The 19,481-nt window shown below is 63.5% G+C and carries 26 protein-coding genes; 8 read left to right on the forward strand and 18 right to left on the reverse strand.

Annotated features, from left to right (window positions below):
• Positions 1 to 109: 109 nt before the first annotated feature.
• The 3 genes from APT59_RS19875 (at position 110) to trxA (ending at position 2,155) form a co-directional block, all read left to right on the forward strand.
• Positions 110 to 574 carry a YbaY family lipoprotein gene (locus APT59_RS19875; protein ID WP_059316442.1) on the forward strand — a complete coding sequence of 155 codons (465 nt, stop codon included), beginning with the start codon at positions 110 to 112 and terminating at the stop codon, positions 572 to 574.
• A complete protein-coding gene (locus APT59_RS19880) occupies positions 571 to 1,218 on the forward strand; it encodes a class I SAM-dependent methyltransferase (protein WP_059316443.1) in 648 nt (215 codons plus the stop codon). Before APT59_RS19875 ends, APT59_RS19880 begins: the two co-directional genes overlap by 4 nt.
• 67 nt (positions 1,219 to 1,285) lie before the next feature.
• Positions 1,286 to 2,155 carry a thioredoxin gene (gene trxA, locus APT59_RS19885; protein ID WP_059316444.1) on the forward strand — a complete coding sequence of 290 codons (870 nt, stop codon included), beginning with the start codon at positions 1,286 to 1,288 and terminating at the stop codon, positions 2,153 to 2,155.
• Positions 2,156 to 2,280: 125 nt separating this feature from the next.
• On the opposite strand, the gene APT59_RS19890 is transcribed toward trxA, so the two are convergent.
• Positions 2,281 to 2,637, reverse strand: coding sequence for a hypothetical protein (locus APT59_RS19890; RefSeq protein ID WP_059316445.1), 357 nt, complete (start codon positions 2,635 to 2,637; stop codon positions 2,281 to 2,283).
• Positions 2,638 to 2,759: 122 nt separating this feature from the next.
• On the opposite strand from APT59_RS19890, the gene APT59_RS19895 reads away from it, so the two are divergent.
• The 5 genes from APT59_RS19895 (at position 2,760) to APT59_RS19915 (ending at position 6,566) form a co-directional block, all read left to right on the forward strand.
• Positions 2,760 to 3,302 (forward strand): ZrgA family zinc uptake protein, encoded by a 543-nt coding sequence (locus APT59_RS19895; RefSeq protein ID WP_059316446.1) that lies wholly within the window; start codon positions 2,760 to 2,762, stop codon positions 3,300 to 3,302.
• Between the two features lie 7 nt (positions 3,303 to 3,309).
• A complete protein-coding gene (locus tag APT59_RS19900; protein ID WP_059316447.1) occupies positions 3,310 to 4,017 on the forward strand; it encodes an ABC transporter ATP-binding protein in 708 nt (235 codons plus the stop codon).
• 1 nt (position 4,018) lies between these two features.
• Positions 4,019 to 5,272, forward strand: a complete 1,254-nt coding sequence (locus tag APT59_RS19905; protein WP_059316448.1) for an ABC transporter permease — start codon at positions 4,019 to 4,021, stop codon at positions 5,270 to 5,272.
• Positions 5,273 to 5,285: 13 nt separating this feature from the next.
• Positions 5,286 to 5,780: a DUF3299 domain-containing protein gene (locus APT59_RS19910; protein WP_059316449.1), complete on the forward strand. Its 495-nt coding sequence runs from the start codon at positions 5,286 to 5,288 to the stop codon at positions 5,778 to 5,780.
• Positions 5,781 to 5,876: 96 nt separating this feature from the next.
• A complete protein-coding gene (locus tag APT59_RS19915) occupies positions 5,877 to 6,566 on the forward strand; it encodes an OmpW/AlkL family protein (protein ID WP_059316450.1) in 690 nt (229 codons plus the stop codon).
• Positions 6,567 to 6,657: 91 nt separating this feature from the next.
• Here APT59_RS19915 and APT59_RS19920 read toward each other — a convergent pair whose 3' ends face one another.
• The 17 genes from APT59_RS19920 to rpsH all read right to left on the reverse strand — a co-directional run bounded on the left by APT59_RS19920 (position 6,658) and on the right by rpsH (position 19,477).
• Positions 6,658 to 7,587: an NAD-dependent epimerase/dehydratase family protein gene (locus APT59_RS19920; protein ID WP_059316451.1), complete on the reverse strand. Its 930-nt coding sequence runs from the start codon at positions 7,585 to 7,587 to the stop codon at positions 6,658 to 6,660.
• On the reverse strand, positions 7,580 to 8,479 hold the full coding sequence (locus APT59_RS19925; protein WP_174523153.1) for a sugar nucleotide-binding protein: 900 nt from the start codon (positions 8,477 to 8,479) through the stop codon (positions 7,580 to 7,582). Before APT59_RS19925 ends, APT59_RS19920 begins: the two co-directional genes overlap by 8 nt.
• Before the next feature lie 87 nt (positions 8,480 to 8,566).
• Positions 8,567 to 10,771, reverse strand: a complete 2,205-nt coding sequence (gene yccS, locus APT59_RS19930) for a YccS family putative transporter (protein WP_174523154.1) — start codon at positions 10,769 to 10,771, stop codon at positions 8,567 to 8,569.
• A 145-nt stretch (positions 10,772 to 10,916) separates the two neighbouring features.
• The gene (locus APT59_RS19935; RefSeq protein ID WP_059316453.1) at positions 10,917 to 12,374 is read right to left on the reverse strand and encodes a catalase; all 1,458 of its coding nucleotides are present in this window, start codon (positions 12,372 to 12,374) and stop codon (positions 10,917 to 10,919) included.
• Positions 12,375 to 12,570: 196 nt separating this feature from the next.
• Positions 12,571 to 12,960 carry a 50S ribosomal protein L17 gene (rplQ, locus tag APT59_RS19940; protein ID WP_007161227.1) on the reverse strand — a complete coding sequence of 130 codons (390 nt, stop codon included), beginning with the start codon at positions 12,958 to 12,960 and terminating at the stop codon, positions 12,571 to 12,573.
• A 44-nt stretch (positions 12,961 to 13,004) separates the two neighbouring features.
• Positions 13,005 to 14,006, reverse strand: coding sequence for a DNA-directed RNA polymerase subunit alpha (locus APT59_RS19945; RefSeq protein WP_059316454.1), 1,002 nt, complete (start codon positions 14,004 to 14,006; stop codon positions 13,005 to 13,007).
• A 22-nt stretch (positions 14,007 to 14,028) separates the two neighbouring features.
• Positions 14,029 to 14,649, reverse strand: coding sequence for a 30S ribosomal protein S4 (gene rpsD, locus APT59_RS19950; RefSeq protein WP_059316455.1), 621 nt, complete (start codon positions 14,647 to 14,649; stop codon positions 14,029 to 14,031).
• Positions 14,650 to 14,665: 16 nt separating this feature from the next.
• Positions 14,666 to 15,055: a 30S ribosomal protein S11 gene (gene rpsK / locus APT59_RS19955; RefSeq protein ID WP_003281811.1), complete on the reverse strand. Its 390-nt coding sequence runs from the start codon at positions 15,053 to 15,055 to the stop codon at positions 14,666 to 14,668.
• Positions 15,056 to 15,085: 30 nt separating this feature from the next.
• The gene (rpsM, locus tag APT59_RS19960) at positions 15,086 to 15,442 is read right to left on the reverse strand and encodes a 30S ribosomal protein S13 (protein ID WP_059316456.1); all 357 of its coding nucleotides are present in this window, start codon (positions 15,440 to 15,442) and stop codon (positions 15,086 to 15,088) included.
• Positions 15,443 to 15,572: 130 nt separating this feature from the next.
• On the reverse strand, positions 15,573 to 15,689 hold the full coding sequence (gene rpmJ / locus APT59_RS19965) for a 50S ribosomal protein L36 (RefSeq protein WP_002555468.1): 117 nt from the start codon (positions 15,687 to 15,689) through the stop codon (positions 15,573 to 15,575).
• A 30-nt stretch (positions 15,690 to 15,719) separates the two neighbouring features.
• The gene (gene secY, locus APT59_RS19970; protein ID WP_027599183.1) at positions 15,720 to 17,051 is read right to left on the reverse strand and encodes a preprotein translocase subunit SecY; all 1,332 of its coding nucleotides are present in this window, start codon (positions 17,049 to 17,051) and stop codon (positions 15,720 to 15,722) included.
• On the reverse strand, positions 17,052 to 17,486 hold the full coding sequence (gene rplO / locus APT59_RS19975) for a 50S ribosomal protein L15 (protein ID WP_007161232.1): 435 nt from the start codon (positions 17,484 to 17,486) through the stop codon (positions 17,052 to 17,054). It abuts the gene before it with no gap.
• A 3-nt stretch (positions 17,487 to 17,489) separates the two neighbouring features.
• Entirely contained in the window at positions 17,490 to 17,672 is a 183-nt protein-coding gene (gene rpmD, locus APT59_RS19980) for a 50S ribosomal protein L30 (protein WP_059316457.1), read from the reverse strand.
• A 2-nt stretch (positions 17,673 to 17,674) separates the two neighbouring features.
• Positions 17,675 to 18,175 carry a 30S ribosomal protein S5 gene (gene rpsE / locus APT59_RS19985; protein WP_059316458.1) on the reverse strand — a complete coding sequence of 167 codons (501 nt, stop codon included), beginning with the start codon at positions 18,173 to 18,175 and terminating at the stop codon, positions 17,675 to 17,677.
• Positions 18,176 to 18,178: 3 nt separating this feature from the next.
• Complete coding sequence (gene rplR, locus APT59_RS19990) at positions 18,179 to 18,529, reverse strand: 50S ribosomal protein L18 (RefSeq protein ID WP_059316459.1); 351 nt, start codon at positions 18,527 to 18,529, stop codon at positions 18,179 to 18,181.
• A gap of 10 nt (positions 18,530 to 18,539) precedes the next feature.
• On the reverse strand, positions 18,540 to 19,073 hold the full coding sequence (gene rplF, locus APT59_RS19995; RefSeq protein WP_017640286.1) for a 50S ribosomal protein L6: 534 nt from the start codon (positions 19,071 to 19,073) through the stop codon (positions 18,540 to 18,542).
• Between the two features lie 11 nt (positions 19,074 to 19,084).
• Positions 19,085 to 19,477, reverse strand: coding sequence for a 30S ribosomal protein S8 (gene rpsH, locus APT59_RS20000; RefSeq protein ID WP_017640285.1), 393 nt, complete (start codon positions 19,475 to 19,477; stop codon positions 19,085 to 19,087).
• Positions 19,478 to 19,481 lie beyond the last annotated feature (4 nt).

Below are 19,481 nucleotides of genomic sequence, written 5' to 3' on the forward strand. Positions count from 1 at the left end.
GGACGAATCGACAGCCAGAGGCCGCCAGGCTATAAGAGCGCACTCTACTCGACGGCCACTCCTCAACCTCCCGTGCAGCCCTCGCGGGCCGCGACCTACGGATCCTGCCATGACCCCACGCGTCCTCCTGCCCCTGCTGCTCACCGGTCTGCTCGTGGCGTGCTCCAGCCCACCCGAAACCACGCCGCCGCAGCCCACCACCCCGGCCGACGAGCCGGTTCCGGTGGCCGGCGCCCCTACCCCGGCCAATCTGCGCGAGATCTCCGGCGTCTTGCGCAATGCCCAGGGCCTGGTCCCGGCCGGCGCCCAGGTCGAGATCGCCCTGCTGGCGGTCAACGCCAAGGGCCTGCCCCAGCGCCTGCTGGCCAGCGAGACGGTGACCGGCAAGGGCGCGCCCCTGGCCTTCCGCCTGCCCTTCAACCCGGACATCTTCCCCACCCGTCCGGACCTCAAGGTGGAATTCCACGCCCGTCTGATCCAGGCCGGTCAACTGGCCAGCTACCTGCCACCGGTCGGTGTGGGCGGGCCGACCACGCAGAACCTCGGCGAACTGGTGCTGAACCAGACTCCGTGACCCCGCCCTCCGACCTTGCCGACGCCCTGGCGGCGCTGCTCGGCGACGCCCGCCTCCGCCTGCAGGCCTTGCCCGGCAGTACGCTATCCTTGTGGCTGGTCGATCCCGCCAACATGACGCGGGCCTTTTCCCCGGCGGAAACCCAGCGCCTGCTGGAGGCGCCGCCCTACTGGGCCTTCTGCTGGGCCAGTGGTCTGGCCCTGGCGCAGTGGATAGTCGCGAACCCCGCGGTAGTCGCTGGGCGCCAGGTACTGGATTTCGGCAGCGGTTCGGGCATCGCCGGTCTTGCCGCCGCCCAGGCCGGCGCGGCGCGGGTGGTCTGTTGCGACCTCGATCCATTGGCACTGGCCGCCTGTCGTGCCAATGCCCGGGCCAACGGCCTGCAGATCCAGACGCTGGCCGATTTCCAGGCCAGCACCGAGCGCTTCGAGCTGATCCTGGCCGCCGACGTGCTCTACGACCGCGCCAACCTGTCCCTGCTGGGATCGTTGCAGAGCCGTGCCGACAGCCTATTGCTGGCCGACTCGCGCGTACGCGACCTGGTCCACCCCGGTTTCAGCCGCCTCGCCGAACTCCAGGCCTGCACCCTGCCGGATCTGGCGGAGCCGGAAGAATTCCGCCGCGTGACGCTCTATCAGGGCTGAGCCACCTGCCTTGTTTCCAAGGGCGGCGCCCCCACCTATAGTGCATCTTTCGTCTGCCGAGTCCGCCATGAGCCAGGTCCCCTACATTTTCGACGCCACCCTCGACACCTTCCAGCAACAGGTCATCGACGCCTCCTTCAGCACCCCGGTGCTGGTGGACTTCTGGGCGGAGTGGTGCGCGCCCTGCAAGGTGCTGATGCCGCTGCTGGCCAAGATCACCGAGTCCTATGGCGGCGCCCTGCACCTGGCCAAGGTCAACTGCGACATCGAGCAGGAACTGGTGATGAGATTCGGCATCCGCAGCCTGCCGACGGTGGTGCTGTTCAAGGACGGCCAGCCGGTGGACGGCTTCGCTGGCGCCCAGCCGGAGTCGGCCATCCGTGCCCTGCTCGAACCCCATGTGCAGGCCTTGCCACCGGCCGCGGAAGATCCGCTGGAAGCCGCCCAGGCGCTGTTCGCCGAAGGCCGTTTCGCCGAGGCCGAGGCGCTGCTCAAGGCGCTGCTGGAAGAGGACAACAGCAACGCCCTGGCGCTGATCCTCTATGCCCGCTGCCTGGCCGAGCGCAATGAACTGGACGATGCCCAGGCGGTACTGGACGCGGTCAAGGGCGACGAACACAAGCAGGCCCTGGCCGGCGCCCGTGCCCAGCTGACCTTTCTCCGCCAGGCCGCCAGTCTGCCCGAGGTCGCCGAGCTCAAGAGCCGCCTGGCTCGCGATGCCGGTGATGACGAAGCCGCCTACCAGCTGGCCGTGCAGCAACTGGCCCGCCAGCAGTACGAACCGGCGCTGGATGGCCTGCTGGACCTGTTCCGCCGCAATCGTGGCTATGGCGACGACCTGCCGCGCAAGACCCTGGTGCAGGTCTTCGATCTGCTGGGCAATGATCATCCCCTGGTCGCCACCTATCGCCGCCGCCTGTACCAGGCCCTGTACTAAGCGCCTATCGATAAGGCTGCGTCGTCCCGGGCGCAGCCTCATCCACAGCCAGCGCCAGCCTGGCGCTGTGGACCTTTCGTAGCGTGGAAAACCGCGCAGCGTTTTCCACCAACCCGCACCCAGCCTCACCCCTGCCAGATATAGAACTGCGCCTCCCCCACCCGCTCCATGCGCACCTGGGGACTGTGCCTCAGCCGGACCAGCAGCTGCTTGGCCACGCCCAGATTGCCGGTCAGCTTTTCCAGCGCCACGAGGATGTCCGGTCCGCTGAGCCGCCCAGCGGAGCTGAGCAACTTCACCACCTGATCCCAGAGCATGTCGCCTCCCGACTTGGGCCCGCTGGGTGCGGCGGCCACCGTCGCAGCAGGCAGGGACGCCTCCATCGGCCGCAGGGCCGCGGCCAGGCGCTGCCAGTCGGCCTCATCCAGTTCCACCGTGAGATCCACGGGCTGGCTGCCGATGGTTCCGCGAATGCGTACCATGGTGTTCTCCTCGTCGTGCAGAGGCCCATGCTCCCACAGCCACCGGCCGACGCCAAACCAAGGTTGCAGCGCGGAAAAGCAACAACATAACATAGCGCCTTTCCGTTCACTGGAAGCCCACCATGCGCCTGCCCCTGCTGACCTTCTGCCTTGCTGCCGCACTCGTCCAACCGGCTCTTGCCCATGACGACCATGACGAACACGAGCACGGCGCCCTGGGTGCCCATGTGCACGGCGAATCCCACCTCGATCTGGCGCAGACCGATACGGGCCTGGAGTTGCAGTGGCGCAGTCCGGCGGCCGATCTGCTGGGTTTCGAACATGCACCGCGCAACCAGAAGGAGCAGGACGCCGTCGCCGCGCTCCGGCAGAGCCTGGAGAATCCTCAGGCACTGGTGAAGCTGCCCGCAGCAGCCGATTGCCAACTGGCCGAAGCCAGTGCCATCAGCCCGCTGTTCGCCAAGGACGCCAGCGCCAGCGGCCATCTGGATGTGGAAGCCACCATGAGCTTTACCTGCAGCAAGCCGACCGCCCTCGACGGCCTGGACCTCTCCGGCTGGTTCGCCCGCTTTCCCAACAGTCACAGTGTCGAAGTGCAGGCCATCGTCGCCAGTGGCCAGCAGGGCGCCGAGCTGACGGCTCAGCAACCGCAGCTGACGTGGTAGGACGGCCATGAGCACCGCGCCCCTGGTCGAGATCCGGGACCTTGGCTTCGCCTGGCCTGGCCAGGCGGAATGCCTGGATATCCAGCACTTCCAGCTGGCGCGCGGTGAGGCGCTGTTTCTCGAAGGCCCCTCGGGTAGCGGCAAGACCACCCTGCTCGGCCTGCTCGGCGGCGTGCAGCGCCCCAGCCGCGGCCAGGTCCGGCTGCTCGGTCAGGATCTGGGGCAACTCGCCACTGCCCGGCGCGATCGTTTTCGCGTCGACCACACCGGCTTTCTCTTCCAGCAGTTCAACCTGCTGCCCTTTCTCTCGGTGCTGGACAATGTCCTGCTGCCCTGTCAGTTCTCCAGACTGCGCCACGAGCGTGCCCGCGCGCGCCATGGCGATCCACAGGACGCTGCCCTGACCCTGCTGCGCGCCCTGGGCCTGAGCGATCCCGACCTGCCCCGGCGCCCGGCCCGCGAATTGTCCATCGGCCAGCAGCAGCGGGTCGCCGCCGCTCGCGCCCTGATCGGCCAGCCGGAACTGGTGATCGCCGACGAACCCACCTCGGCGCTGGATACCGATCACCGCGACGCCTTCCTGCAGCTGCTGTTCGGCGAGTGCGCCGCAGCCGGCGCCGGCCTGCTGTTCGTCAGCCACGATCGCGGCCTGGCAGGCCATTTCGACCGCCACCTCACCCTGGCCCAGCTCAACGCTGCCCGGGCGGAGACCTAGGATGCCCCTCCTTCAGCTGGCCTGGGCCAGCCTGCGCAATCGTCGCGCTACCGCCCTGCTCACCATCTTCACCATCGCCGTCTCGGTGGCCCTGCTACTAGGCGTCGAACGGCTGCGCACCGAGGCCAAGGCCAGCTTCGCCAGTACCATCGCCGGCACCGACCTGGTGGTGGGCGCCCGCTCCGGCGCGGTCAACCTGCTGCTCTATTCGGTGTTCCGCATCGGCAATGCCACCAACAACATCCGCTGGGAAAGCTACGAAAAGCTCGCCGCCGATCCTCGCGTCGCCTGGACCATCCCGCTGTCGCTCGGCGATTCCCACCGCGGCTACCGGGTGCTGGGCACCGACGGCAACTACTTCACCCACTATCACTATGGGCGCAACCAACCCCTGCGCCTGGTCCAGGGCCGGCCCTTCAACGACGTCTTCGAGGTCGTGCTGGGCGCCGAGGTGGCCAAGGCGCTGCACTACCGGCTGGGCGACAAGATCGTGCTGGCCCATGGCGTCGCCACCATCAGCCTGACCGAGCACAGCGACCATCCCTTCACCGTGGTCGGCATCCTCGCGCCCACCGGCACCCCGGTCGATCGCACCCTGCACATTCCGCTGAACGGCATGACCGCCCTGCACCTGGACTGGCGCGGCGGCATGCCCGGCCCCTCGCTCAGCGATGCTGAGGTGCGCCAGCGCGACCTCACCCCGCAGGATCTCACGGCCGCCCTGGTCGGCCTCAAGAGTCGGGTAGCCACCTTCGCGGTGCAGCGCGCGGTCAACAGCTATACCGGCGAGCCCTTGCTGGCGATCCTGCCCGGCGTGGCCCTGCAGGAACTCTGGGGCCTGCTCGGCACCGCGGAACAGGCGCTGCTGGTGATGTCGCTGTGCGTGGTGCTCACCGGACTGGTGGGCATGCTTACCGCCCTGCTCGCCAGCCTCAACGAACGGCGGCGGGAGATGGCCATCCTGCGTTCAGTGGGCGCCCAGCCGCGGCATCTGTTCGGCCTGCTGCTGGCCGAGGCCCTGGCCCTCACCCTGGCCGGCTGCCTGGGCGGCCTGGCCCTGCTCTATGGCGCCATCGCCCTGGGCCGCCCCTGGCTGCTGGCGGAATACGGTCTGGCATTGCCGCTGGACTGGCCCTCGCTCTACGATGGGCAACTGCTCGGCGGCATCCTGCTCGCCGCCCTGGTGCTCGGCTGCATTCCGGCCTGGCGCGGCTGTCGCCAGGCCCTCACGGACGGGTTGTCCGTGCGACTATGAACGAGGCCCCACCATGCGCCTGGCGCTCCTGCTGTTGCTCTGCTGGCTGCCCTGGGCCCAGGCCGAACCCCGTCAACTCGCCTGGCGCGAGCTGGTACCGGCCGATGCGCCGCGCTTCAACCCAGGCAGCATCGACCACGGTCTCGGCGAAGACGGCCCGACCGCCAGCCAGCCCTGGCCGGACGCCCCGACGGTGGCGGCGCTGGATGGCCAGGACGTGCGCCTGCCCGGCTACGTGGTCCCCCTGATGGTTACCGACGAGGGCGAGGTAACCGAGTTCCTCCTGGTCCCCTACTACGGCGCCTGCATCCACGTGCCACCGCCGCCGGGCAACCAGATCGTCTACGTCAAGGGCAGCCACGACCTCTGGCTGTCCAAGCTGCACCTGCCCTATTGGGTGGAAGGCCGCCTGGGCGTGGGCAGCCAGCGCAGCGAGGTGGCCGTCGCCGGCTACTGGCTGCAGGCGCAACGCATCCTTCCCTACATCCTCAAGGGCGACGGCTCCTGAGGGATATGCCCTACCCTTGAGCGAGATCAAGAGTCTGACATTTAAGCTTCGCTAGGCTGCTCCCAGCCCTTTTTCAATGCTTCCGGAGCCTTAGCCATGCGTCCTCTCTTCCGCCTCAGCCTGCTCGCCCTCGCCTTGGCCGCCCCCCTCGCCCAGGCCCACCAGGCCGGCGACATCATCCTGCGTGCCGGTGCCATCACCGTCGATCCCCACGAGCGCAGCTCCGACGTCAAGATCGATCGAGGCGCCCTGAGCGGCGCCAACCTCGGCGGCAAGGCGACCATGGACAGCGACACCCAGCTGGGGCTGAACGTCGCCTACATGCTGACCGACCACCTGGGCTTAGAACTGCTGGCGGCCACGCCCTTCGAGCATGAGGTCAACATCAAGGGCACCGGTCTGAACGCCGCCAATGGCAAGCTGGGCACTCTCAAGCACCTGCCGCCGACCTTGAGCCTGGTCTACTACCCACTGGACGCCAAGGCGACGTTCCAGCCCTATGTCGGCGCCGGCCTCAACTACACCTGGATCTATGACGAGCACGTCGGCAGCGGCGCCAGCGCGGCCGGTTTCGATAATTTCCGCGCCGACAACTCCTGGGGCTGGTCCGCCCAGGTCGGCGCTGATCTCATGCTTACCGACCGGGTCATGCTCAATGCCCAGGTCCGCTACATCGACATCTCGACCACCGCCCACGTCGACAACACCGCCCTCGGCGCTCGGGCCAAGGTCGATCTGGACGTGGATCCCTGGGTGTACATGGTCGGCCTGGGCTATCGCTTCTAACCTACTGCCCGCCACTAGCACCGTAGGTTGGCGCTGAGGCAGCTCCAGCGTTGAAGCCCAACAGGCCAGGGGTTGCCCTTGGCCTCCCCGATTAGTCTCGTAGCAGCGCCGCCAGCCCCGTGCCCATGGCCGTGGGCTGGCTGAAGTCGAAGCGCTCGCGCAGACGACGGTTGTCCGCCTTCGAATGGCGGATGTCCCCCGCCCGCGCCGCACCATGGGTCACCTGCGGCAGGCCACCGAGCACCTGGCCGATCTCGGCCAGGAGGCCGTTCAGGCTGATGGTCTCGCCGCGCCCTACGTTCACCGCCCCGGCTGTCACCTCGGGTGCTTCCAGCGCCTGCACCAGGATACCCACCAGGTCGGCCACATAGACGAAATCGCGGGTCTGCTCGCCGTCACCAAAGACCGTGATCGGTGTCTGGCGGCGGGCGCGCTCGGTAAAGATGCTGATTACCCCCGAATAGGGCGAGGACGGATCCTGACGCGGGCCATAGATATTGAAGAAGCGAAAAATCGCCGGCTCCAGAGCGTGCTCGCGGCGATAGAAGTCGAAGTAGTACTCGCCAGCCAGCTTATCCGCTGCATAGGGCGTCAACGGCGCCTTGGGCAATTCCTCGTCGATGGCCTGGCCCTGGCCGTTGGCGCCGTAGACCGCCGCGCTGGAGGCATAGACCACCCGCTTGATCCCGGCCTTGCGCATGGCCTCGCACAGATTCAGGGTACCGATGAAATTAGCCCTGTGGGTGCCCACCGGGTCTTCCACCGAGGCCTGCACCGAGGCCACCGCGGCCAGGTGTACCACCGCTGCGCAGCCAGTTACCGCGGCTTCCAGCGTCGCGGTATCGGCCACGTCGCCCACCCGCAGCTCGATACCTTCATTGTCCAGCGGCAGATTCTCGCGCTTGCCGGTACTCAGGTCGTCCAGTATCCGTACCTGTTTGCCCCGCGCCAGCAGCGCATCGGCCAGGTGGGAGCCGATGAAACCGGCACCGCCAGTGATCAGAATGGGCGCATCACTCATCGAAACCTACCTCGTCCTGCCGAAAGCCCTGCAACAGCGCTGGCAGCTCCTGCTGCCAGCGCCGCGCCTTGATTCCAAAGGTGTTGAGCAGCTTGCGACTGATCAGCACCCCCTGTTGTGGCTCTTCCGCGGCATCCGCACGCTCCAGGTGCGTCACCTCCTGCCATTCGCAGCGCACCGGCCGGTCGAATTCCTGCCAGAGCTGAGCGACGGTTTCGCCCAGGCCCAGCTCCGACACCGCTTCCTGGGCACCGTAGTGATAGGTCCCCCAAAGCGGTGCGCCGCAGTCGAGCTGCTTGACCACCGCCAGCAGCACCCGGGCAACATCGCCCACCGTGGTCGGATTGCCGCGCCGGTCACCCGCCAGGGGGACGACCTGCTCGGTACCCAGTTGCTGTAGCAGACGTCCCAGGCGACCGTCGCAGGAATCGTCCAGCACCCAGCCCAGGCGCAGCAGGATATGCATCGGGCACAGAGCCCTGACCAGCTGCTCGACCCGCCAGAGCGCTTCGCCCCGCGCCCCGGGAGGCCGCGGAAGATCCTTTTCACTATAGCCGGCCACGCGCGAGCCATCGAACAGCTGATAACCGGAGGGTTGGATCAAGGGAATCTGGTAGTGCTGACAGAGGCCGGCCAGGCGTTGGACGGCGAGCGCCTGACGCTGCATCAACGCCGGATCGAAATCCGCCGCCTGCAGCCAGTCGCGATAATAGGCGAGATTGATCACCGCCCCCGGACGTACCCGGTCGAGCACCTCGGTCAGCCCGGCGGCGTACCAGCCCTCCGCCGGGGTCTCGGGGGCAACGAATTCGATGCCCGCTTCGGCACCGGCGGCGAGTAGCGCCTTGCCCAGGGCGCTCTCCCCGCCCACTACTAGAAGACGCATACGCATGACTTGGAACAGCCTTCAGACCAGCATAAACAGGCGTCGAAAAAGTCGACGGACATCAATCAACATAGCGCGTCGCGCCAACCTTGCTCAAGCATCGGCGGTAACGGCTGCCGGTTGTTCGCGGCTTTGCTCACGCAGCGTATGGTTGGCGGCGCTCTTGAGATTGGGCAGCAGCCGACAGATCAGCGCCAGCTGGGTGCACACCAGCCGGTAGCCATCGTCGTTGTCGTCGGCCGCGGCTTCCAGCTCGTCGGCGAGGCTGCTTTCCTCCTCGGCGGTAGGCGGCAGACTGCGTCGCTCCGCCACGGCCGCGGCGATGGCCTCCATGCCCTCGGCGATGCGCGTCACGGCGCGCTCCACCAGAGCATCGTGCTCGGCCGCCTCCAGCTGGCGGCGATGCGCGCCCAACGCCGACAGATAGCCCAGCAGCGTGTTGGACAGTGCCAGGTAGCGAAAGCCCGCCTCCAGGTTGCGGCGGAAGTGCCCGGGATCGCGCAGCATGTTGGCCAGCGCGGCCGATAGTGTTGCATCGGCGTTATGGGCATTGCGCCGCGCCACACGGTAGTCGAGATCGTCCCGCTTGCCGGTCCGGTACTGCTCGTGCAACCGGCGCAGATAGAGCGCATTGGTGCGCAGGGTATTGGCCATCACCTGATGCAGGCGCCGCCCCTGCCAGTCCGGCAGGACGAAGAACACCGCCAGCACCGCGATCAGGCAGCCCAGCAGGGTATCCAGCAGCCGCGGCCAGATCAGCATGAAGCCATTGCCCACCTGGTTGAAGCAGAACAGCACCATCAGGGTGATGGCCGCGGTAGCGATGGTGTATCGATCCGTGCGGGTAATAAAGAACACCAGCCCGGCGACCAGCGCCAGCAGCAGCTGGACTTCCGGCTGAGCGAACAGCTCCAGCAAGGCACTACCCAGCAGCAAGCCGATCACCGTGCCCACGATCCGCTGCACCAGGCGTACTCGGGTCGCCCCGTATTGCGGTCGGCAGACGAATACCGTGGTCAACAGGATCCAGTAGCCGTTCACCGGGTGGATCAGGTGCAGCACGCCATAGCCGGCCATCAACGCCAGGGCCATACGCAGGCCATGGCGGAACAGCAACGAGGTCGGGGTCAGCTGCAGGCGGATGCGCCGAAACACCTCGGGCAGGGAGCGCGCAGCGGGATCCAGCAGGCTGGTGTCCAGATCCGCCGCGCCCGAATCACTGTTGCCCGCTTCGGAGAACTGCCGTTCCAGGGTCGAAAGGTTATGGCCGAGCAGATCTAGGGAGCGCAACAGACCCCGCCAGCGCGGATTCTGCTGCTGCTTGAGATACTCCAGCGATGCCTGCAGATCGGTCAGCCCCTGTTGGCTCTGCTGACCGTATTCGAAGGGCTGGCCGAGCCGGATCGCCTCGCCCATGTTGAGACAGGCGCTGGCCTGCAGCTTGAGCAGGCGCTGGCAGCGAAACAGGATGTCGCTATGGAAGAAGGCCTCGGTCAGGGCGCTGTAGGGATAGTGGGAAGAGCTGGCACGCTCATGGATGTCCTGCGCCATGAAATAGAGGCGGAAGTAACGTCCGGAGCGCGCCCCAGGCCGCCCTGAGCGGCCGAAGCGATTGAGGATGGTCGCCTTGGCCTGGTTCAGCGCCTGCACCACCTTGCCGTTCTGCTGCGCCAGGAGCACGCGTCGCCGGTGCAGGTCCACCCCGCGCACCGGCTCAAGCATCTCGGCCTTGAGCCTGAGCAGGGTCCCTAGCTCGCCATAGAGGGCGGACAGATTCTGGCGTACCGGTTGGTGGGCGAAGAGCGCGCACCAGAGCACCGAGAGCAGGCCATACCACAGGGCGCCGGCCAGCAGGTGCGCCGGTTCGTACCACAGCGGTACCTGGGCGCCGAGGCGCTGATCCACGCCGATCATGGCATAGATGGAGAGGATCACCGTCGCCTGAGCCACCGAGGCATAACGCTCGCCGATAGCACCCAGCATCGTCAGGCTGAAGGTGGCCAGGCCCAGGCCCGCCACGAAAATCCAGGGATAGGGAAACAGCAGCTCAACGGCGAAGGCAGCGACCGCGAAGCACAGCAGCGTCACCACCAACGACTTGAGACGACCTAGCCAGCTGTCGTCGGTTTCCGCCAGGGCACTGGCGATAATGCCGAGGAACACCGGCGATAGCGCCCGCAAATCGCCGAGCGACCAACAGACGGCCATGGCGCCGCTCAGGGCGACAAAGACGCGAACGCCATAGCTGGCCTTTTCGTGCGCCCATAGCTGGCGCAAAGACACTCCAAACACAGTCATGACGGGAGAGCGAGCCTCGTGTTTTCGCGCTTGATGCGAACCTTAGCACTGCGACGTCGCAAGCGGCGTCCGAGACAGCCTTTCCCGCATTTTTTTCACGGACGAAAAAAGCCCGGCATGCGCCGGGCTTTTCCTTTCCCCTGTGTCAGGCCACTTCGCTGGGATCTATTCCCAGACCCTTGGCGATACCCATCCCATAGGCGGGGTCGGCCTTGAGGAAGTGACCGATCTGCCGCAGCTGGACATCGCGGGTCACCGAACCCATGGCACCGACGATGTTGCCGATCAGTAGCGCCTGCTGGTCCGCGTTCATCAGGCGGAACAGCGCACCGGCCTGGCTGTAGTAGTCCTCGTCCACCCGGTGATCGTAGCGGTCGGCGGGACCTGCGAAGTTCAGTGCGGGCTCTCGATACTGCGGCGCCTGCTTGGGCGTGTGGCCATAGCTGTTCGGCTCGTAGTTCGGCTGCGAACCACCATTGCCATCGAAGCGCATGGCACCATCCCGCTGGTTGTTGGCATAGGGGCAACGGGGGGCGTTGACCGGCAGTTGCTGGTAGTTGGTCCCCACCCGATACCGCTGGGCATCGGCGTAGGCGAATACCCGGCCCTGCAGCATGCGATCGGGCGACAGGCCTATGCCCGGCACCACGTTGCTCGGTGCAAAGGAGGCCTGCTCCACTTCGGCAAAGTAGTTCTGCGGATTGCGGTTGAGCTCCAGCACGCCCACTTCCTGCAACGGGTACTCCTGCTGCGACCAGACCTTGGTCACATCGAAGGGATTCTCGGCACGACCGGCTGCCTCGTGTTCGCTCATCACCTGGATGCACATCTTCCAGCGCGGGAATTCACCGCGCTCGATAGCCTGGAACAGGTCGCGCTGGCTGTAGTCCGGATCGGTACCCGCCAGGCGCGCCGCTTCGGCAGGCGCCAGGTTCTTGATCCCCTGCTGGCTCTTGAAGTGAAACTTCACGAAATGCCGCTCGCCCTGGGCGTTGATCAGGCTGAAGGTGTGGCTACCGAAGCCATGCATGAAGCGATAGCCATCCGGAATGCCGCGATCGGAGAAGAGGATGGTCACCTGATGCAGCGACTCCGGCGACAGCGACCAAAAGTCCCACATCATCTGGGGGCTCTTCAGGTTGCTCCAGGGATCGCGTTTCTGGGTATGGATGAAGTCGGGAAACTTGAGGGGATCACGGATGAAGAACACCGGGGTGTTGTTGCCGACGATGTCCCAGTTACCTTCCTCGGTATAGAACTTCAGGGCAAAGCCACGCGGATCGCGCTCGGTATCCGCCGAGCCCCGCTCGCCACCCACGGTGGAAAAACGCAGGATGGTCTCGGTCTGCTTGCCAACGGTGGCGAACAGCTTGGCGCTGGTCAGGTGGGTGATGTCCTGGGTGACGGTAAAGGTGCCATAGGCAGCAGAACCCTTGGCATGCACCCGGCGCTCGGGAATGACTTCCCGATTGAAATGCGCCAGCTTCTCGACCAGATGGAAGTCGTCGAGCATCAGGGGGCCACGGGGACCGGCGGTACGGGAATTCTGGTTATCGACCACCGGGATGCCGCTGGCGGTGGTGAGGATCTTGGTATCAGTCACAGGTTTTCTCCCTCTGGATCGCGTTGGCTGATCGCTTGGGAGAAGTATCGCCATGGCAATACTTTAGGACTAATTTATTGATCCTAGCACCCTGATAGAGAAAACCAGAATAATCCATATTTCTGGTGTTGCTCTAACGGAATGCCGGACATGAAAAAGCCGGGCAAGAGCCCGGCTTTTCCTGGAAGGCAGCTACTTATTCAGCAGCTTGTTCCACAGTACCACCAACAGGGCGGTCGATCAGCTCGACGTACGCCATGGGCGCGTTGTCGCCAGCGCGGAAGCCGCACTTCAGGATGCGCAGGTAGCCACCCGGACGGTTGGCGTAGCGCTTGCCCAGGTCGTTGAACAGCTTGCCAACGGCAGCTTTCGAACGGGTACGGTCGAAAGCCAGGCGACGATTGGCGACGCTGTCTTCCTTGGCCAGGGTGATCAGCGGCTCGGCAACGCGGCGCAGTTCCTTGGCTTTCGGCAGGGTAGTTTTGATCAGCTCGTGCTCGAACAGCGACACAGCCATGTTCTGAAACATGGCCTTGCGGTGTGCGCTCGTGCGGCTCAGATGACGACCACTTTTACGATGACGCATGATTGAAATTCCTTCCCAAACTATCGTTCGGTGAACAATGACGATCAGGCAGTAGCCTTGTCGTCCTTCTTAAGGCTTGCAGGGGGCCAGTTGTCCAGGCGCATACCGAGCGACAGACCACGGGAGGCCAGGACGTCCTTGATTTCGGTCAGGGACTTCTTGCCCAGGTTCGGGGTCTTGAGCAGCTCCACTTCGGTACGCTGAATCAGGTCACCGATGTAGTAGATGTTCTCCGCCTTGAGGCAGTTGGCCGAACGAACGGTCAGTTCCAGATCGTCCACCGGACGCAGCAGGATCGGATCGATCTCGTCTTCCTGCTCGACCACGACCGGCTCGCTGTCGCCCTTGAGGTCGACAAACGCTGCCAGCTGCTGCTGCAGAATGGTAGCGGCACGGCGGATGGCTTCTTCCGGATCCAGGGTACCGTTGGTTTCCAGGTCAAGCACGAGCTTGTCCAGGTTGGTACGCTGTTCGACCCGGGCGTTTTCCACCACATAGGCCACGCGACGAACCGGGCTGAACGTAGCATCGAGCTGGAGACGACCGATTGCGCGGGTTTCGTCTTCTTCGCTCTGACGCGCATCGGCGGGCTCATAGCCACGACCGCGCGCGATTTTCAGCTTCATGTTCAGCGAACCGTTGTCCGCCAGGTGGGCGATGACGTGCTCACCGTTGACGATCTCGACGTCGTGATCGACCTGAATGTCGGAGGCCAGAACTGGCCCCTGACCTTTCTTGCTCAGACTCAGGGTGACTTCGTCACGGCCGTGCAACTTGATGGCCAGACCCTTGAGGTTGAGCAGGATCTCGATCACGTCTTCCTGCACGCCTTCGATGGCGCTGTACTCGTGCAGAACACCGTCGATCTCTGCTTCGACTACCGCGCAGCCAGGCATGGAGGACAACAGGATACGCCGCAGCGCGTTGCCCAAGGTATGGCCGAAACCACGCTCGAGAGGCTCGAGGGTGATCTTGGCACGGGTCTGACTAACCGCCTGCACATCGATATGGCGGGGGGTCAGGAACTCATTTACCGAACTCTGCATGGATGCACCTACTTTCTAGCCCTTACTTGGAGTAGAGCTCGACAATCAGGTTTTCGTTGATGTCGGCGGAGAGATCACCACGGGCCGGCACGTTTTTGAAGGTGCCTTCCTTTTTCTCGGTGCTCACTTCGACCCACTCAACCCGGCCACGCTGGCCGCACAGCTCGAGAGCTTGAGCGATACGCAGCTGGTTTTTGGCCTTTTCACGGACCGCGACGACGTCGCCGACCTTGACCTGATAGGAGGGAATGTTAACGGTCTGACCGTTGACGGTGATCGACTTGTGGGAGACCAGCTGGCGCGATTCAGCGCGAGTGGCACCAAAGCCCATGCGATACACCACGTTGTCCAGACGGCATTCGAGCAGCTGCAGCAGGTTCTCACCGGTAGCACCCTTGCGACGGGCAGCTTCCTGGTAGTAACCGGCGAACTGACGCTCGAGCACGCCATACATACGGCGAACTTTCTGCTTTTCACGCAGCTGCAGACCGTAGTCGGACAGACGACCGCGACGCTGACCATGCTGGCCAGGAACGGTTTCCAGCTTGCACTTCGAGTCGAGGGCACGAGCGCCGCTCTTCAGGAAGAGGTCAGTGCCTTCGCGGCGGGACAGTTTGCACTTGGGACCAATGTAACGAGCCATTTCTCACTGTCTCCTATTACACGCGACGCTTCTTCGGCGGACGGCACCCGTTATGCGGGATAGGCGTCACGTCGGTGATGCTGGCGATCTTGTAACCACAGGCATTCAGGGCGCGAACAGCGGACTCACGGCCGGGGCCGGGACCTTTGACGTTCACGTCCAGATTCTTCAGACCATATTCCAGAGCAGCTTGGCCGGCACGTTCGGCAGCGATCTGCGCAGCGAACGGGGTGCTCTTACGGGAGCCACGGAAGCCGGAGCCACCGGAGGTCGCCCAAGACAACGCATTGCCCTGACGATCGGTGATGGTCACGATGGTGTTGTTGAAAGACGCGTGGATATGGGCGATGCCATCAACCACTGTCTTTTTGACTTTCTTACGAGGACGAGCAGCAGGTTTTGCCATGACTAGATTCCTGTCGATTCGCGGATGCGATTACTTGCGGATCGGCTTGCGCGGGCCCTTACGGGTACGGGCATTGGTCTTGGTACGCTGACCACGGACCGGCAGACCACGGCGGTGACGCAGACCGCGGTAGCAACCCAGATCCATCAGGCGCTTGATGTTCATGTTGATTTCGCGGCGCAGGTCACCCTCGGTGAGGATTTTGGCGACCTCGTTACGCAGCTGATCGACCTGCTCGTCGCTCAGTTCTTTGATCTTGACGGTCGGCTCGATGCCGGTGGCCGCGCAGATCTTCTGAGAGGTGGTGCGACCGACACCATAGATGTAGGTCAGCGAGATAACAGTATGTTTGTTATCTGGAATGTTGACGCCTGCAATACGGGCCATTCAGAAAAACTCCAATTGACAGCTACCGACGCCCCGGAAGCCAAGAAAAGGGCGCGCGATATTAACGCTGTAGGAACAAATGATCAACCCGGCAGCACACTAGCTGCCGGGTTAGACGCGTGGTTCACACTCAGCCTTGGCGCTGCTTGTGACGCGGTTCAGCGCTGCAGATCACGCGTACGACGCCTTCGCGACGAATGATCTTGCAGTTACGGCACAGCTTCTTGACCGATGCACGAACTTTCATGACAACTCCTCTAACCTTACGGGTAACGGATCAGCGCATCATGCCGCTGCCGTATCCCTTCAGGTTGGCTTTCTTCATCAGGGACTCGTATTGATGAGATACGAGATGGGATTGGACCTGAGACATGAAGTCCATGACCACTACCACCACGATCAGCAACGAGGTCCCGCCGAGATAGAACGGCACGTTCGCCGCGACCACCAGGAACTGGGGCAACAAGCACACCGCCGTCATGTACAGGGCACCGAACATGGTCAGACGGGTCAGCACGCCATCGATATAGCGTGCGGACTGCTCACCAGGACGGATACCCGGAATGAACGCGCCGGATTTCTTCAGGTTCTCAGCCACGTCTTTTGGGTTGAACATCAGCGCCGTATAGAAGAAGCAGAAGAAAATGATCCCTGCACTAAACAGCAAGATGTTCAGCGGCTGACCGGGAGCGATGGCCTGAGCCACGTCCTGCAACCAGCCGAGCCCTTCGGACTGACCGAACCACGAACCGAGCGACGCCGGGAACAGCAGGATGCTACTGGCGAAGATCGCCGGAATGACACCGGCCATGTTCACCTTGAGCGGCAGATGGCTGTTCTGCGCAGCGAAGACCTTGCGGCCCTGCTGACGCTTGGCGTAGTGCACAGCGATACGACGCTGCCCACGCTCGATGAACACCACGAAGGCAATGATGGCGACCGCCACCACACCGACCATGATCAGTGCGAAGATGTTGATATCGCCCTGCCGTGCCGACTCGAAGGACTGACCGATGGCGCGAGGCAAGCCCGCGACGATGCCGGCGAAGATCAGCATCGAGATGCCATTGCCGATACCGCGCTCGGTGATCTGCTCACCCAGCCACATCATGAACAGAGCGCCGGCGACAAAGGTGGTGACAGCAACGAAATAGAAGCTGAAGCCCACGCTGAACGCGACGCCCTGACTGGCGAGTCCTACCGACATCCCGGTGGCCTGAACGAGCGCCAGAACCAGCGTGCCGTAACGGGTGTACTGGCTGATCTTGCGACGACCAGACTCACCCTCTTTCTTCAATTGCTCCAGCTGTGGGCTGATCGCGGTAAGCAGCTGCATGATGATCGATGCCGAGATGTACGGCATGATCCCCAGTGCAAAGATGCTCATCCGCTCCAGCGCACCACCGGAGAACATGTTGAAGAGGCTAAGAATGGTCCCCTCGTTCTGCCTGAACAGTGCGGCCAGCTGATCGGGATTGATACCCGGAACAGGGATGTGCGCACCGATCCTGTAGACGATGATCGCCAGGAACAGGAATCGGAGGCGGGTCCACAGCTCGGACATACCACCGGTTTTGCTGAGCGCAGAGAGAGCACCTTGCTTAGCCATTTATTCCTCGATCTTGCCGCCAGCTGCTTCGATGGCTGCACGTGCGCCCTTGGTGGCACCAATGCCCTTCAGGGTGACGGCACGAGTGACGTCGCCGGACAGCACAACCTTGACACGCTTGATGTCGCGGCTGATCACGTTGGCGTCTTTCAGCGCCTGCAGATCGACCACATCTACATCGACCTTGGCCAGCTCGGAGGTACGAACCTCGGCGCGGTCCAGGGCTTTCAGCGATACGAAGCCGAACTTCGGCAGACGACGGTGCAGCGGCTGCTGGCCACCCTCGAAACCGGGGGCAACCTTGCCACCGGAGCGGGAGGTCAGACCCTTGTGGCCGCGGCCACCGGTCTTGCCCAGGCCGCTACCGATACCACGACCGGGACGCAGCTTCTCGCGGCGAGCGCCGGGAGCGGAACGCAGATCGTTCAATTTCATGACTTAACCCTCCACACGCAGAAGGTAGTAGGCCTTGTTAATCATGCCGCGATTCTCAGGGGTGTCCTGAACTTCGACGGTATGATTGATGCGACGCAGGCCGAGACCCTTGACGCAAGCCTTGTGATTGGCCAGACGGCCATGGACGCTCTTGATCAGCGTGACCTTTACGGTTGCATTAGCCATGATCAGAGGATCTCCTCGACGCTCTTGCCACGCTTGGCAGCAACAGCTTCCGGCGCCTGCATGTGCTTGAGACCTTCAAAGGTCGCATACACCACGTTTACCGGGTTGGTGGAGCCGTAGCACTTGGCCAGGACGTTCTGCACACCGGCCACTTCCAGCACGGCGCGCATGGCACCGCCAGCGATGATGCCGGTACCGTCGGAAGCGGGCTGCATGTACACCTTGGAGGCGCCATGGGCAGCCTTGACCGGGTACTGCAGAGTGGTGCCGTTCAGATCCACCTGGATCATGTTGCGGCGAGCAGCTTCCATAGCCTTCTGGATAGCGGCAGGCACTTCACGCGCCTTGCCACGGCCGAAGCCAACGCGGCCTTTGCCATCGCCAACCACGGTCAGAGCGGTGAAGGCAAAGATACGGCCGCCTTTCACGGTTTTGGCTACGCGGTTAACTTGAACCAGCTTCTCGATGTAGCCTTCGTCGCGCTTTTGATCGTTATTTGACATGACTTAGAACTCCAGCCCGCCTTCACGAGCAGCGTCGGCCAGCGCCTTGACGCGACCATGGTACTTGAAGCCAGAACGGTCAAAGGCCACCTGGGTAACGCCAGCGGCCTTGGCACGCTCGGCGACCAGCAGACCAACTTTCTTGGCCGCCTCGACGTTGCTGGTAGCGCTCTCGCGCAGTTCTTTGTCCAGCGTAGAAGCACTGGCCAGGACCTTGCCGCCGTCGGCCGCGATGACCTGGGCATAGATGTGCTGGGAAGAGCGGTACACGCACAGACGGACCACTTCCAGTTCGCGCATCTTCAGGCGAGCCTTGCGAGCGCGACGCAGTCGGGTTTCTTTCTTGACGGTCATTTGCTATGCCCTACTTTTTCTTGGCTTCTTTACGGTGGACGACTTCGTCGGCATACCGTACACCCTTGCCCTTGTAAGGCTCTGGCGGACGGAAACCACGAATCTCAGCCGCGACCTGGCCGACCAGCTGCTTGTCGATACCCTTGATCAGGATTTCGGTCTGGTTGGGGGTTTCTGCGGTGATGCCTTGCGGCAGGTCGTAGTCCACGGGGTGAGAGAAGCCCAGAGCGAGGTTCAGCACCTGACCTTTGGCCTGGGCCTTGTAGCCCACACCGACCAGTTGCAGCTTGCGCTCGAAGCCCTGGCTGACGCCGACTACCATGTTGTTGACCAGGGCACGGGTAGTGCCGGCCATCGCACGGGTCTGCTGATCACCATTGCGAGCAGCGAAACGCAGCTCACCGGACTCTTGGGTGACTTCAACGGACGGATGGACCTTCAGTTCCAGAGCGCCCTTGGCACCCTTGATCGAAAGAGCCTGACCGGCCAGATTAACTTCGACGCCTGCAGGCAGTCTTACAGGGTTTTTAGCAACGCGAGACATGCTGATTCCCCTTAGAAGACTGTGCAGAGCACTTCGCCGCCAACACCAGCAGCACGGGCTGCGCGATCAGTCATCACACCTTTGTTGGTGGAAACGATCGACACGCCCAGACCACCACGCACTTTCGGCAGCTGGTCAACGGCTTTGTACTGGCGCAGACCGGGACGGCTGCTACGCTTCAGTTCTTCGATGACAGGCTTGCCTTCGAAGTACTTCAGCTCGATGGACAGCGACGGCTTGGATTCCGCGCTGACCTGAAAATCCGCGATGTAACCTTCGTCCTTGAGGACTTTGGCAACGGCAGCCTTCAGCTTGGAAGAAGGCATGCTCACAACGGCCTTTTCAGCCATCTGGGCATTACGGATACGAGTTAGCATGTCTGCTAACGGGTCCTGCATACTCATGGGC

The organism is Pseudomonas oryzihabitans (genome assembly GCF_001518815.1).
GTDB lineage: Bacteria > Pseudomonadota > Gammaproteobacteria > Pseudomonadales > Pseudomonadaceae > Chryseomonas > Chryseomonas oryzihabitans_E.

Bases quoted from the DNA above. Each gene is read 5' to 3' on its own strand.
- rplF (WP_017640286.1), bottom strand. From the start codon at position 19,073: ATGTCTCGCGTTGCTAAAAACCCTGTAAGACTGCCTGCAGGCGTCGAA.
- APT59_RS19945 (WP_059316454.1), bottom strand. From the start codon at position 14,006: ATGCAGAGTTCGGTAAATGAGTTCCTGACCCCCCGCCATATCGATGTG.
- APT59_RS19875 (WP_059316442.1), top strand. From the start codon at position 110: ATGACCCCACGCGTCCTCCTGCCCCTGCTGCTCACCGGTCTGCTCGTG.
- rplR (WP_059316459.1), bottom strand. From the start codon at position 18,529: ATGACCGTCAAGAAAGAAACCCGACTGCGTCGCGCTCGCAAGGCTCGC.
- rplO (WP_007161232.1), bottom strand. From the start codon at position 17,486: ATGAAATTGAACGATCTGCGTTCCGCTCCCGGCGCTCGCCGCGAGAAG.
- rpsE (WP_059316458.1), bottom strand. From the start codon at position 18,175: ATGTCAAATAACGATCAAAAGCGCGACGAAGGCTACATCGAGAAGCTG.
- APT59_RS19895 (WP_059316446.1), top strand. From the start codon at position 2,760: ATGCGCCTGCCCCTGCTGACCTTCTGCCTTGCTGCCGCACTCGTCCAA.
- APT59_RS19910 (WP_059316449.1), top strand. From the start codon at position 5,286: ATGCGCCTGGCGCTCCTGCTGTTGCTCTGCTGGCTGCCCTGGGCCCAG.
- APT59_RS19925 (WP_174523153.1), bottom strand. From the start codon at position 8,479: ATGCGTATGCGTCTTCTAGTAGTGGGCGGGGAGAGCGCCCTGGGCAAG.
- rpsH (WP_017640285.1), bottom strand. From the start codon at position 19,477: ATGAGTATGCAGGACCCGTTAGCAGACATGCTAACTCGTATCCGTAAT.
- rpsK (WP_003281811.1), bottom strand. From the start codon at position 15,055: ATGGCAAAACCTGCTGCTCGTCCTCGTAAGAAAGTCAAAAAGACAGTG.
- APT59_RS19905 (WP_059316448.1), top strand. From the start codon at position 4,019: ATGCCCCTCCTTCAGCTGGCCTGGGCCAGCCTGCGCAATCGTCGCGCT.
- rplQ (WP_007161227.1), bottom strand. From the start codon at position 12,960: ATGCGTCATCGTAAAAGTGGTCGTCATCTGAGCCGCACGAGCGCACAC.
- APT59_RS19900 (WP_059316447.1), top strand. From the start codon at position 3,310: ATGAGCACCGCGCCCCTGGTCGAGATCCGGGACCTTGGCTTCGCCTGG.
- rpsD (WP_059316455.1), bottom strand. From the start codon at position 14,649: ATGGCTCGTTACATTGGTCCCAAGTGCAAACTGTCCCGCCGCGAAGGC.
- APT59_RS19890 (WP_059316445.1), bottom strand. From the start codon at position 2,637: ATGGTACGCATTCGCGGAACCATCGGCAGCCAGCCCGTGGATCTCACG.
- yccS (WP_174523154.1), bottom strand. From the start codon at position 10,771: ATGACTGTGTTTGGAGTGTCTTTGCGCCAGCTATGGGCGCACGAAAAG.
- APT59_RS19915 (WP_059316450.1), top strand. From the start codon at position 5,877: ATGCGTCCTCTCTTCCGCCTCAGCCTGCTCGCCCTCGCCTTGGCCGCC.
- trxA (WP_059316444.1), top strand. From the start codon at position 1,286: ATGAGCCAGGTCCCCTACATTTTCGACGCCACCCTCGACACCTTCCAG.
- APT59_RS19920 (WP_059316451.1), bottom strand. From the start codon at position 7,587: ATGAGTGATGCGCCCATTCTGATCACTGGCGGTGCCGGTTTCATCGGC.
- rpsM (WP_059316456.1), bottom strand. From the start codon at position 15,442: ATGGCCCGTATTGCAGGCGTCAACATTCCAGATAACAAACATACTGTT.
- rpmJ (WP_002555468.1), bottom strand. From the start codon at position 15,689: ATGAAAGTTCGTGCATCGGTCAAGAAGCTGTGCCGTAACTGCAAGATC.
- secY (WP_027599183.1), bottom strand. From the start codon at position 17,051: ATGGCTAAGCAAGGTGCTCTCTCTGCGCTCAGCAAAACCGGTGGTATG.
- rpmD (WP_059316457.1), bottom strand. From the start codon at position 17,672: ATGGCTAATGCAACCGTAAAGGTCACGCTGATCAAGAGCGTCCATGGC.